The organism is Reichenbachiella sp. MSK19-1 (genome assembly GCF_003590315.1).
Classification (GTDB): Bacteria; Bacteroidota; Bacteroidia; order Cytophagales; family Cyclobacteriaceae; genus Reichenbachiella; species Reichenbachiella agariperforans.
This window is the reverse complement of the sequence record NZ_MIER01000021.1, coordinates 331,192-344,519: the sequence shown is the minus strand read 5'-3', so window position 1 is coordinate 344,519 and position 13,328 is coordinate 331,192. Positions and strand designations below refer to the sequence as shown.

Sequence of the window (13,328 nt, the reverse complement as noted above, 5' to 3'; positions counted from 1 at the left end):
TTACTTGAATTTTTGGAATGGAAAATTAGGTAAGATTAGTGACTAATCTTCGGTCGTTGGCACCTCTTCTTCTACAGGAGCTTCTTCTGACGTCTCGGTGACATTGTCCAAGGTCTCTTGATCTACCTCTGGTTCATCAGACTCAGGCACTTCTTCTTGCTTCTTTCTTCTAAACAACCCTTTCTTTTCCTCAGTACCCAAAGAATCCGCAGCGATATCAGGCTCAACAGGTTCTACCCGCTCAGATGGCAAAGGCCGTGTATCGATGAACAGCTCTCCATAGTACTTGTTATAGTATTCTTGATCCTGATTGTAATCATTCTCCAGGTCATATTTGTACTTATACCGTACCTCTTCCTTTTTGTCTACCGCTGCCAAAATCGGTGCGGCAGATACCGAATCTACTCCGACCGAATCCTGATCCACAAAGTCTGCCACCATAAAATCTCCTTCGTCCTCCGTGTACAAAGAATCCACTTCCAGGCGTCTGATTTCATTGACTTTAGGAGCAGTCATCAGGTCGTAGTTCTTACGAAACAAACTTGATTTTTTATTGACACCATATTTGGTACGACGTGAAGCCACAGCCATCTTAGGTGTCGTATCGTTGAGAAACATCGAGTAGCGCATCATTCGCAGCGAGTCATCCAAGATGTACGTACTCTGAAATGCAGGGCATACCACGTTGTCTTTGCAGGCGCAAACAACGATACATAACACTAACAATATGGGAAAAGAAGCTCTCCTCACAAATTTTATTCAAATAGTCTAGGCGGATGGACACAATAACACTAACCACCAAAATTGTAGAATATTTCCTTATTTAAGTAATTAATAGTGAGTTTAATATTGACCATAATAGGCCTAAATAAAGAATAATAACATTTAGTCCCTAAATAGTACCAAGAGATACTCAACTCAAAGTTTAGATAACTCTTCTTTGCGTTTTTTTGGGAGTTTGTCCACGATCAGCTGATAGGAAGCATCCGTCCATGCTAAGATGAGCTGATCAGAGGCATCTTGATCCACAGTGACCGTATTCCAGTGTTTCTTACTCATGTGATAACCTGGCTGCACACTTTCGTATTGATCACGCAACTCCACAGCCAATTCAGGATCACATTTGAGATTAATAGAAACGAAATTATCAACATTCGTGAGGGCAAACATTTTGTCCATCACCTTGAACACCAAAGTAGAACTGTCGAAAGGGAACCCTTCAGCAACGCCTTTTTTAGCCAAACAATAATCTCTGAATTCCTCGATATTCATCTTAAAACAAGAATTTCTTTGATAGAAAATATATGATACCTAGTAAGAAAGCGATGATGGCAAACTTGTTGATAAAGTGCATCGCTCTCAGATTGAAGTCTGCCTTCTTATTCGAATCTTTCTTTTTGAAAAAGTACCCGAACACTTCTCCTATAGAGAAGAAATCCTTCAACCCTCCTTTGCTGTGTTTTTCGTCAGTCATAGTGCTATTACTTCGGTTTCAGGTTCTACCCAGTTGTCATCCTCACGGATTATCTCTATCAGCTCATCCACTGCTCTTTCAGAAGGCACGGCACGTTTTACCACCGTCTGTCCACGATAGAGCGTGATCTTCCCCTTGCCAGACCCTACATAACCGTAGTCTGCATCGGCCATCTCTCCTGGACCGTTGACTATACAACCCATGATCCCAATCTTTACCCCTTTGAGGTGATCGGTACGTTTTCGAATCATCGCTGTGGTTTCTTGTAGATCGAAAAGCGTACGCCCACATGACGGACAGGAGATATACTCCGTCTTAGTCATACGCGTACGTGCAGCCTGCAGGATTCCAAAAGCCGTATCATTCTCTACCTTCTTATTGCCCTGACCGCTCAGCATCACTCCATCACCTAATCCATCTATCAACAACCCTCCAACATCCGTAGCTGTCGCGAGTTGAAATTCGGTTTGATCCTGCTCCATCACCTTGTGCATCAATACCACTGGTAACTCCACGCCTTGTAGCATCATCTCAAAGATGAATCTTCGCAGCTCTGCCATAGCATGAATATTCTGTGTGTAGAGCATAACCACCAGCCCTGCTCTGTTTTTCAAGTCAGTCACCGCAGCTAGATTAGCTGCATCGACCTGCACAAAGGCCACCACTCCATCGAACACGGACAAATCCTCTAAAGTGAGGAGAGGATATTTATTTTCTTGGTCATCCAAAGCCTTCCAGATCTCATAATCGAGTACTTCTCTCAGGCCATTGGGTAACATGTAAGGAATAGGATTAGTACCCGAATACACGTAATCTGCACCTGTATCACCCATTTTCCACTTGTCCAGTTCTGGCAAGTAATGATGCCCTATGGGTTTAAGTGCCTTTTTGTCTACTACTTTCTCACCACTAAAATCAGCGATAACCCGTGGCACATTTTGATCTCCGAAATTGAGTACTTCAATAGATTTTCGTCTCTCATAGACAAACGGATCAACGGGGCTATGGTCCAATGGAGCAATCATTTGATGTCCCGATCGATTAGCATAGCGATCGATCAGCGACTGTGCTACAGGTGCTTCGTACTCTGGTTCTTCGGTCAGCGATACCCGAACCGTATCACCTAGTCCATCCTCTAATAGCGCACCTATACCTACGGCAGACTTGATGCGACCGTCCTCTCCATCGCCCGCCTCAGTCACACCGAGATGCAGCGGATAGGGTTTCAATCCCTCCTCTTCTAGCTTATGAACTAATAGTCGATAGGCCTGTACCATGATTCTTGTGTTACTGGCTTTCATGGATAGCACGATCTCGTGATAATCCATCTCGTCACAGATACGTAAAAACTCCAAGGCAGACTCCACCATCCCTAAAGGCGTATCGCCAAAACGGCTCATGATACGATCCGAAAGCGAACCATGATTGGTACCGATACGCATAGCTGTACCGTTGGCCTTACATATCTCTACTAGCGGTGTAAATTTCTTTTTGATGCGAAGCAGCTCTGCCTCGTAAGACTCGTCTGTGTAGTCTATCTCCTCGAACTTCTTTTTGTCGGCGTAGTTGCCCGGGTTGACCCGGACTTTCTCTACAATCTTGGCCGCTAGTTCCGCAGCATTCGGCGTGAAATGAATATCCGCTACTAGAGGCACGTCGATCCCCTTCGCTCGTAATTCATTTTTAATCTCCTGAAGGTTTTGTGCTTCCTTGATACTTGGTGCAGTGATACGCACATACTCACAACCAGAATCCACCATTCGGATGGTTTGGTCTACAGAACCCTGCGTATCCATCGTATCTATGGTAGTCATCGACTGGACACGTATCGGGCAGTCAGCACCCAGCGGGACTTGTCCAATATTCACCTTCACGGATTCTCTACGAGAATATTCGGTGAGTGAATTACAGTATTTATTTTGATCCAAAACCTATCTATTGTTTGAGGAAGTAAAAATAAGGTGATCAAGACAATAACAAGATAGATACTCACATATTGTCAGGATTATTCATCACGAAGACACTGAGCAGCTACTAATTAGAGGTCCCCCAGCTGCGGCCGGATGACGATATCCTCAACGACAGTATTTTTGGAAAGCTGGTGTGTGGACCAAATCGAATCAGCCACATCAGTCGCTTTGATAAACCGCTCTTCTGGTAGATCGACTCCATCCCAACTGGCGGTAAGCGTAGCTCCAGGCATCACAGAGATCACTCTAAGCCCTTTTTCTTTGAGTTCATACCGGAGGTTTTGAGAGAAACCATAGAGTGCAAACTTTGATATGCTATAAGACCCACCATTGGTATAGGCTTTGAGACTGGCGACTGAGCAGATGTTAAATATATCTCCCGAACCATGAGCAACCATGCTCGGCAACAAGGTTCGTGTCAAGTGATAAGCACTATACAAATTAGTATCTATCATCAACTCCAAATTCCCCTCAGATTCATCTTCGATACTCCCTGGTAGAAAAACGCCAGCATTATTAATCAAAACATCGATGACAGTAGTCGACTCTAACACCCAAGTAGCAAAGGCTGCTACCTGATCACGCTGAGACATATCCGCCTGAAATGTTTTGACTTGCCCTTCGCCAGATGCATTAATTAGAGACTCCATTTCCGTCAAATCTGTCGTATTTCTGGCGCATGCCAACACATGAAATCCCTCTCCTGCGAACCGTTCGATGATTGCTCTTCCTATTCCTTTTGTACCTCCTGTTACTACTATTGTCTTAATCATATCGTCGCAAAGTAGAACATAATCCCACAACTAGACAAGGCCACCGGGTTTCACTTATATTTAATTTCACCTCCCGAAGACAAAAAGCTGAGACTTGATCTAGTTATAGCTTTTAGTTGTTTTAAAATTATTAATTTGGAGGCATAAACCAAACTCAGTACATGCGCAGCTTCGGACGCTTCACTTTATTCCTATCTTCCATGTTTGTCAGACGAGAGTCATTTATGACCTATGTCCGACTCGTGATAGAAGAGTCTATCAAAATTGGCTTCAACTCCATACTACTCGTAGGAATTGTCTCCACCTTCATAGGTGCGGTGACTACCCTCCAGACGGCCTACAACCTCGTCAGTCCCTTCATCCCATCCTATGTCATCTCACTGGTAGTACGTGACATGACCTTGCTAGAGCTAGCTCCTACAGTCATGGCTATCGTCTATGCGGGTAAGGTCGGATCCAACATCGCGGGAGAGCTAGGCACCATGCGCATCACCGAGCAAATCGATGCGTTGGAAGTAATGGGCATCAATGCGGCTTCTTATTTGGTACTGCCAAAAATCATCGCTTCACTGATCACCTACCCGATGCTCGTAGTAGTGTCCGCTTTTTTATCATTGGTCGGGGGCTATTTAGCGGGTTCTTTGGCGGGGGTGATTACACCTACAGAGTTCGTGTATGGTATCCGCTATGAGTTTATCCCTTTCAATATCACCTTTGCCTTGACCAAAGCCTACGTCTTTGCCTTTCTAGTCGCTGCGATCTCTGCCTACAAGGGCTTCTATACCAAAGGTGGCGCCTTAGAAGTCGGGGTAGCCAGTACATCAGCGGTGACCAATAGCTGTATCGCGATCCTATGCGCAGATTTTCTCCTAACCAAACTAATGCTCTGAGATGATAGAGGTTAACAGATTGAGCAAGTCATTTGATGACAAAAATATTTTGAATGACGTCAGTGCACAGTTTCATCAAGGCAAAACCAATTTGATCATTGGGTCTAGTGGAACAGGAAAAAGTGTCTTCTTAAAAAACATCGTGGGACTGATAGAACCTGATGAGGGAGAGGTACTCTTCGATGGTCGAAAATTCACCCGAGCGGATGAAAATGTAAAAGCTGATATTCGTCGCGAGATCGGGATGCTGTTTCAAGGCGGGGCGTTATTTGATTCCAAAAATGTGGAACAAAATATTATGTTTCCATTAGATGTACTAACCGATATGCCTAAAGGTGAAAAGCTAGATCGTGTCAACCACTGTCTAGAACGCGTCGGAATGGCTGGCATCAACACCAAAATGCCATCAGAAATCAGTGGTGGGATGAAAAAACGGGTAGGAATCGCTCGTGCGATTGTCAATGACTCTAAGTACCTGTTCTGCGATGAACCTAACTCTGGATTAGACCCTCAGACTTCTATCCGAATCGACAACCTCATCCACGATATCACAGAAGAGCTCAACATCACAACCATCGTCGTAACTCATGACATGAACTCCGTGATGGAGATAGGCGACAGCATTGTCTTTTTGTATAAAGGGAAAAAACTATGGGAGGGAAATAACGACACGATATTCGACAGTGAATGTGAAGAGTTGCAGGATTTTATTTTTGCAAACAAGCTCATGAGGGCTGTGAAAAAGAATAGAGGTTAACCAAGCCAGAAAACCTCTATTCATGAACATAATTACCTACAACTCCGGTTTCCTCCACTAGATATTGAGCCAAAAGACCAACAATAGAGAGCAATACGAAATTATCATTGCCACTAACTTGAGCGACCTCCAATGGAGGCTTTCTACGTTTTTGAGTAAATAATTAATTACTATCATACTGTTTTAGATTAGTGATATTCGAAGTACCACATTCTAAATTTGAGTTCATAATTAATTATACCAACCGCTAATTTTATTCGATCGACACCCAAATTTGTTCAATGAATGGTTTTGACTTACCTCTAAAATAGTGCCGTTACTTGCATGCGTCCCATGTGTATCATGGGACTATCTGCGGATTGCCTCCCCTCGTACCCCAAGCTCATTTGCAGTCCAGAAATCAACTTCTGACTGTAGTTAATCCGCCAGGTATAGTTGTGACCTGGCCGTAAGGCATTGAGAAGTTCATAGGCTGCCGCTGTGTTCTCATCACCATCATAGTCTATCAAAGAATAACTGAAATTTGCCGTCAGTGCATTTTTCGCACCGTTGGACCAGCGCATCTCACTGCTAACGATATTGATGAGCGACTTTTCATCTGTATCTCCTTCCAAATTAGTCTTTTGGGTATAGCTATAGATCACTGACATGCGGTAATTGTTTTTGGGCTGCCAGACCAAACCAGGCTCTAACTTGTAGGACTGAATGAGATAGTTTCTTTCAGCCTGAAACTGCGAAGCATTTTCTTTGAGCTGATCCACCAAGCCCAGCGTCATGATCCACTCTCTGCTCAAATGATAGCGCATATTATATAACCAGTCAACCGCATAGCGAGACTCTACACCCCGAGAGATCAGTTGCTTCGAATTGACCGAAGCATAAGTTACGTCCAATCCTAAGCCCTGCCCACTTCGGTTAAAAAACAGCGCACTCCTGATTCCATCTCGAACAAATACCAAATTCTGATCCTTAACATCCAGCGTAAAAGGATTGAACCGAGAAGCAAAGGAATCCTCAGTAGACTTCTTGTTGATACTGATGCTCGTATTGTTAGAAAACTGACTCAGTACCCCTTTGAATCCCCCCGCAGACTTCCAACCTCGCGGCATACTGGCATTCATCGTAAAGGTAAAAATAGTATTGAAAGCCTCTACGTATTCTGAGGTAGGCACGAACACTTTAATGTACCGTCTTTCGTCAAAGTTGACTGCTTCGAAGAACTCCGTTAGATCTTGTACGCCATCTCCATTAAGATCCCGCCATGTGTGTGTTCCTTCTCCCGTTGCTACCTCTACATAGACGAACTCTCGCAATATCTCTCTACTACTGGCAGTCGTGTAAGACAGATTCGTCCGCACATGTTTATCAAAGAATACACCCCTATAGGTCAGATTGCCCAGTATTAAAGCCTCATCCTCCAAGTCCGAAAACTCTTCCTGATACGCCAACTCCCGATAGGTAAAATTCATCCCCACTTCCTGTCCCTGACTAAAGGCTGTTGAAAGTTGCGCTCTGGCAGTTTTGGCTAGCGTGAATGGTTTCAAGATCCCCTGCCAAATAGATTTGTCCTCTCTAAGCGTATAGTCCAATCGAAATTTCGTTCGCAGGGTGTCGTGACTCCTCAAATAAAACTGATGTGATTCATAATTCATCGCCGTACGAACCAAGGAATCCGATCCTACCGCCGACACCTGATTATCATCCATTTCATATCTATAGCCTGGCACCACAAAAAACGAGTCAAAATACCCCTCTCCGAACATCCTTCTCCACGTCGACTCTTCCACAAGGCTTTTGTTTTTCATATCATAAAAACCACCTAATACTTTCATTCCTCCTAGGCTTTGTCGCAGTTCGCTATCGATCTGATGTCCATCTATGAACTGATCCTTTTGTCGATTGCTATAATTAGCTCGAATCAAGTTGAAACGGTCTTTCTCCATTTTCATTCCCAGATTGAAAATATGGTTTGCGGTTCGGGAGCTGTCTGCGGCAGGCATGTAACTCCAGTTGCGGTCATACTCGATCGACCGAAAACGATCGATCGGCTGAAAATCCCCTCCGTCATATTCGTAATTCAATCCCCCCGACCATTTGTAATCCGAACGTCCCAGCGGCTTGTCTTTCACTTCTAGCCCAGACCTGATGGCGACATCACTGTTGTCATCATCATCCACCTCTGCATATAGGTTTTTGTCTTCATTTGAGAGTGCTAGCTCTGTTGACCAGGTCAGGTAAGGAGACAACTTTAAGTCCGTGCCGAGCACAAACATCTCACGCTGATTTGGAGCGGGCACGAACCGTACTGGTGCATATTCACCCTGCGACACGCCACCAGATGGAGACACCCACTCATAGACTCTACCATTCACATCATTGTCAACCAAGGCATAGTCTCCAGACCCTATGCCCACATTCGTAAAAGACACGCTGTACAACTGTATCGTAGAATCTCGCGAATAGCGATAAATAGTCTGGGGCATTCCATCCAAATCCACTGTATCCAGACGCATATACTGTACACGTTCTCCACTATAGTCCGTCTCGGTAGCACCTGATATCGGCACAGGAATCGCATGATCACCAGCTTGACTCATCTGAATTTTATCGTCATTGGTCAAGTTGAAAGCCAGTGGTTTGTTGCGATTGTCCTTCTCTCGATAGTAGCCCGCATGCACTGTAGTACGCCCTATCTGCAACTCCTGATGCGCTGCGATGATCGATCGACTGTAGTTCTGATCAGAGTATTCATAAGTCACTCGGATGCGAGAAAATTGGGTAATCAATACACTCGGGTTGAAAGTGATTTCGCCAAGGTTATAATCTATAATATAGTCGTGGTTAAACCCTCTCTTGAGCAATTGACCATCGAGATACACCTGCTCTGAGTTTGCCAAAACCACGACGTACTGCTGACCACTCGGTCCACTCAGTTGATAAGGCCCCTGCAGTCCCTCTACCGCCTGCACTGTCACATCAGCAAACTGCCCCTTAGCAGCAGCTATCGCCAGCACACTCCTACCCTGTCCATTGTTCCCTAGGCCGTAGCGAATATCTGCCTGCCCTCCCAAGGCATTCTTGTAATGGCGCAGAAAATACGAATCACCATTTTTCAAAACCACATCACCTGCCAGTAGCGATAATGAATCATTGTACACCTCAAAAGTTACGTTATCAAACTCGCGCACTTGTTGGGTATTTCCTTCGGGCTGAAAAGGCACATTCTGGTCCGTGACATCTGCTCTGATATTCAAATCATCTGTCAGCTGACCATCCATCTGAAAATTGAAGTTGGAAAGGACGTTGACGCTTTGAGAGTTCCCAAACGACACTCCACGCGTGAGACTGCCCGTCTTGTATATATTAGGTGTAGCGAATAGTTCCTCTTTTTGGTATCCTGCATTCCCCTGTAGCTGACGAGCAGAAAAACTAACTGTCGAGTCATACAAGTCTGTCGACTTGTGCTGATGGACTTTACCCTTTTGGATGGGAAAAGATCTAAAACAAACCTCTCCCACATAGGCAGGCTCAAAGGTGAGTTGGGACTGAGCCAAATCCAGTTGGTATGGCTGGTCAGGTGTCAGGACAATACTGCTCGGATCGACAATCAAACTATCTGGTAAAGAAAAAGTTCGAGCGTCGATCATCTGACAATGCTGATTAGTCTCTTGAGCCACTGCACTGTGACTACCTATAATAAAAATCCACAGCGTCACGCATCTTACAGCCAACAGCATAGCCTGCCATCTAAAAAACTGCAACAAATATGATCGTGATCGGTGTATCAAGTGCCTCGGTTATCTCCAAACTAACAGCAAAAAGAAGAATAAAAATCGAGAACCGCTGTATTATTCTAAGGTATGCACCTGTGCGTCTTCCATTTGGATAAAAAATGTAGTGCCTTGCCCTACAGCAGACTCGAACCAAATCGCCCCCCCAGCGTGCTCGATTCCACGTTTGGCAACTGCCAGACCAATCCCCGATCCAGACTCCTTGGTACTAAAATTGGGCACAAAGACCTTCTCCTTGATATCCTCTGGTATGCCATCACCATGATCCGAAAAGGTAATCAGAATGAGACTCCCCTTTCGTGCTAATGTCACCTGTAAAGAAGGCAACTCTTCCCTCTTCATCGCCTGAAATGCATTTAAGATCAAATTGTTAAATATTCGTCCAAACAGCTTGATATCCCCTTGGACAATATGTTCGCCTGGTTCTAGACTCAGCTCTATCTTTTTATCCACATGCAAGTCCACCGACTTCTCAAGTACCTGTCCTATATCAAATGGTTCTTTGAGCGGTGTAGGCATCTTCGCAAAATGACTAAATGAGGTCACGATTTCATCGAGCATATCGATCTGACTTAGCAGTATGTCCAGTGACTTTTTGTCCTTTCTATCGTCCCCCATTATCCGCTGCATGTGCTGTATGGTCAGCTTCATCGGGGTTAATGGGTTTTTGATTTCATGCGCTACCTGCTTGGCCATTTCTCGCCAGGCAGCTTCTTTTTCATTTCGCGCTAATTCTTCTTTCGTCGCCTCCAGTTTTCCGAGCATATTGTTATACTCATGTACTAGCTCTCCGATTTCGTCATCCGACTCCCAGTCTATGGGTTGATTCGTCTGGACAAACCCCGTATCGTGCAGTCTGTCGGCAATAATCGTGATGGGTCGAGTCAAACGAGAGATCACATAATATGCGATCCCTATAGACAGCATAAATACAAAAGTAAAAATGATAATGATGTTGCTAAACACGATAAGCTGCTGATGCTCTAGATGGAGTTTCGATCCAAAATAAGGAGCTGCCAAGTAGCCAAATACACTTCCGTCCTCTGGAGAATTGATACTTACATAGATGGTTTTGTAGAGGAAAGATCCAATCTGCTCATCTGCCACCATCTGTTCCTTTTTATCATTAGACAAGGCATGGAAAGCGGAAGAGTTCATATATTCTGAAATGATGCCCGATTCGAATATCTCTGGCGTACTGGATGCGATCAATTTACCTTTCGTATCATAGACATTGATATCCATCGAGGCATTGTTGGCCAGCTCTGCGACACTATTTTCAAGATCCTCACGATTGCTACTCTGCACTTCAAACTCCATGAATATATCATTCACATTCTCTGCTAATAGCAGGGTTCGCTTGAGGTTAGTCTTATCTATTTCCTTTCGATAGGAGTTTTCTGTAGAGGTCAAAACTGCCACGGCCACCAGCAGCAGGGGTATAACAAAGGACCCCCCAGTGAATATGAGAATCTTTGTAGAGAAATTGAGATTAGTATTCCGACCAATGATCAAATAGCGAATTACTCCTATCAAACAGGTGACTATCAATAGCAGTACAAACAAAAAAGAAAAATTGGACACTATGTCACGAGTCAGATAAAGCGGTGAGGAGACGATCGTAACCTTATCCCCAACCACAGCGGCTAGGTGAAGGAAGCCTTCACGCTCCAGCCCTTGATCATATATATTTTGTTTGTCTAACCAGGTCGTGTCAAAGTCCGATTCGTAGGGATAACTTCCTGACACATATATCAGATTGTTCTCCGATAGGAGCGCATGACTATAGCTACTGCTAGATTTGATACGTCGATCGAGCAGTAGTTGTGGCAATACACGTCGGGATGAGAATTTTTTCAATCTCAATTCTATCTCTACATAACCATTGATATCTCCATATCGCTCCACCTCGGTGTAGCAGATGTAGCGTTTTCGCTTGTTGATATCCATCCTGCGATCATAGTACACATTGTCATAAGAGGTCTGAAACTCTGGCGCACTATACTTTTCTTTGACATCCTCTATCGAGACACGGCGGTATTTCCGTGACAGCCCCATTCCGTTTTTGTCAAACAAGTGAATGTCCACCTCATAGTCACTAAAATAGGTATTGAGGTAGGTTCGCTGAATCTTTCGTTCTATCCCCTTGAGTTGGCTCTGGGGGTTTAGCATTTTGCTATTGACAACTATATCTTGTTTGATTTGCTCTAATATCGTAGACAAGAGATATTCTCCTTCTACATCACGGTCTACTTGTAGATAAGTAGCAAACTTCTGCATGCTATAAATCTCGTTGCGTTCATAGGATTTATAAATCTCAAAAGATCCCCCTATAGAAATGAGCACTACAGTAAATAGCAAATAATTAATACTTTCGAATTTTAGCGTCTTCAGACTCTGCGGCATATCAAATGCATACAATCCGAGGATATAAATCACGTTGAGACCAAACGCCAAAACGAAACTAGCCTTCCAAAAGAAGAATAGACACGAGACCACTCCAGAGACAATATGTAGCAGGCGCATTTCACTAGCAGTATTCCTAAGATGAGCTATCGTAATATATGCCAGGTAATGCACCCCGAAGAAAATGATTGACAACAACCCGATTAGGAAATAACAAGTCATTCGCTCGAACGGCATATCCATCGTCGCTGCTATATCCAGAGAAATTTGTGAATTGGACAGTATGAGACTGATCGTATTGAGCAATGCAAATAGTGCCCAGTAGCTCGCAATCAACAGTAGACTACCCAATACCGTCAGTTGTCTTCCAGATAGTGTTCGGATATAATCTCTCCCGTACAAAATTATGAACGCTAACAGTACTGCTATCATACCATAATTAATCACACTATCACCGAGCGAATAGTAGAACCAATCGTAGGTAAATACACTCTGTTGGAAAATGCTCATCTTGACGAAAGAGCTCGGCAACTCTACTAGAATCATAGTCCCTCGCAGCACGACTAACTCCAAGAAAATAACACCAACTCCAAGTACAAAACCATAGCCTCTATTGACTCGACATGCGACCTGAAACAGTAGCACGAATATGCATATCAGCAGCAGAAAGAGTAGCCCCGTTATAAAATTATTGAGCAGGTCATTGTAGTAGGTTTGACCATTAGATGCTATGGTAAATAGCGTTTCCTCCTGATACTGAATAGGAATGAAATTAGGGTCATCTGTAATTTTGACATTGTGCGAGATGATGTCCCGGTTATACACATCGTCGAGGTAGGTACTAGACTGATTAAATTTCCTCCTAAGGGGGATCATCACTACCATATAAGCATCATCGCCATGCCATTCGAATCGCTTTTTTTGATATAAAAATTCCCCTTGATCATTGGCTATAATCAGGTCACTCGTACGAAAAGGAAAATATTCAAAAGGAGGGATGTAAGAATTGTCCGACCAGCGAAGCACGTCTCCTCGAACATCATACACCACATAGTCAATCGGATCGGTATCTGCCGGAATCTCTCCCTTCTCTAACATCGATTCAAATTCACGAATCTGGTCTATAGCAGATGCTACGGCTGCTTCTATTTCAGTAGCTATCTGTGCCTCATTCTTGTGAGAATAGCCAAACAGCCCTGCCAAAATCAGCACGGAAATAGCAGCCAAGAAGGCAAAGAGTTTTATAATAGTAGCGTTGAAAATAGTA

General features: G+C 43.9%; 9 protein-coding genes. 2 read left to right on the top strand and 7 right to left on the bottom strand.

What is annotated here, in order from left to right:
- Positions 1-42: 42 nt before the first annotated feature.
- The 5 genes from BGP76_RS19410 to BGP76_RS19390 all read right to left on the bottom strand — a co-directional run bounded on the left by BGP76_RS19410 (position 43) and on the right by BGP76_RS19390 (position 4,217).
- Positions 43-651 carry a hypothetical protein gene (locus tag BGP76_RS19410; RefSeq protein ID WP_147407526.1) on the bottom strand — a complete coding sequence of 203 codons (609 nt, stop codon included), beginning with the start codon at positions 649-651 and terminating at the stop codon, positions 43-45.
- A 267-nt stretch (positions 652-918) separates the two neighbouring features.
- Positions 919-1,272 (bottom strand): MmcQ/YjbR family DNA-binding protein, encoded by a 354-nt coding sequence (locus tag BGP76_RS19405; protein WP_119845889.1) that lies wholly within the window; start codon positions 1,270-1,272, stop codon positions 919-921.
- Between the two features lies 1 nt (position 1,273).
- Positions 1,274-1,474: a DUF6728 family protein gene (locus tag BGP76_RS19400; protein ID WP_119845888.1), complete on the bottom strand. Its 201-nt coding sequence runs from the start codon at positions 1,472-1,474 to the stop codon at positions 1,274-1,276.
- Entirely contained in the window at positions 1,471-3,402 is a 1,932-nt protein-coding gene (gene ispG / locus BGP76_RS19395) for a (E)-4-hydroxy-3-methylbut-2-enyl-diphosphate synthase (protein WP_119845887.1), read from the bottom strand. Before ispG ends, BGP76_RS19400 begins: the two co-directional genes overlap by 4 nt.
- A gap of 110 nt (positions 3,403-3,512) precedes the next feature.
- A complete protein-coding gene (locus tag BGP76_RS19390) occupies positions 3,513-4,217 on the bottom strand; it encodes an SDR family oxidoreductase (RefSeq protein WP_119845886.1) in 705 nt (234 codons plus the stop codon).
- Positions 4,218-4,378: 161 nt separating this feature from the next.
- On the opposite strand from BGP76_RS19390, the gene BGP76_RS19385 reads away from it, so the two are divergent.
- Both BGP76_RS19385 and BGP76_RS19380 read left to right on the top strand, forming a co-directional pair.
- Positions 4,379-5,107, top strand: a complete 729-nt coding sequence (locus BGP76_RS19385) for an ABC transporter permease (RefSeq protein ID WP_073122751.1) — start codon at positions 4,379-4,381, stop codon at positions 5,105-5,107.
- Position 5,108: 1 nt separating this feature from the next.
- On the top strand, positions 5,109-5,864 hold the full coding sequence (locus BGP76_RS19380) for an ABC transporter ATP-binding protein (protein WP_119845885.1): 756 nt from the start codon (positions 5,109-5,111) through the stop codon (positions 5,862-5,864).
- 302 nt (positions 5,865-6,166) lie between these two features.
- Here the strand turns inward: BGP76_RS19380 and BGP76_RS19375 are convergent, their stop codons facing one another.
- Both BGP76_RS19375 and BGP76_RS19370 read right to left on the bottom strand, forming a co-directional pair.
- A complete protein-coding gene (locus BGP76_RS19375; RefSeq protein ID WP_147407525.1) occupies positions 6,167-9,652 on the bottom strand; it encodes a hypothetical protein in 3,486 nt (1,161 codons plus the stop codon).
- 60 nt (positions 9,653-9,712) lie between these two features.
- Positions 9,713-13,288, bottom strand: a complete 3,576-nt coding sequence (locus BGP76_RS19370; RefSeq protein WP_119845883.1) for a HAMP domain-containing sensor histidine kinase — start codon at positions 13,286-13,288, stop codon at positions 9,713-9,715.
- Positions 13,289-13,328: the final 40 nt, after the last annotated feature.

What these genes read in the sequence shown, in the direction of transcription:
- BGP76_RS19405 (WP_119845889.1), bottom strand. Translation starts at nt 1,272, where the DNA reads ATGAATATCGAGGAATTCAGAGATTATTGTTTGGCTAAAAAAGGCGTT.
- BGP76_RS19400 (WP_119845888.1), bottom strand. Translation starts at nt 1,474, where the DNA reads ATGACTGACGAAAAACACAGCAAAGGAGGGTTGAAGGATTTCTTCTCT.
- BGP76_RS19390 (WP_119845886.1), bottom strand. Translation starts at nt 4,217, where the DNA reads ATGATTAAGACAATAGTAGTAACAGGAGGTACAAAAGGAATAGGAAGA.
- BGP76_RS19385 (WP_073122751.1), top strand. Translation starts at nt 4,379, where the DNA reads ATGCGCAGCTTCGGACGCTTCACTTTATTCCTATCTTCCATGTTTGTC.
- BGP76_RS19380 (WP_119845885.1), top strand. Translation starts at nt 5,109, where the DNA reads ATGATAGAGGTTAACAGATTGAGCAAGTCATTTGATGACAAAAATATT.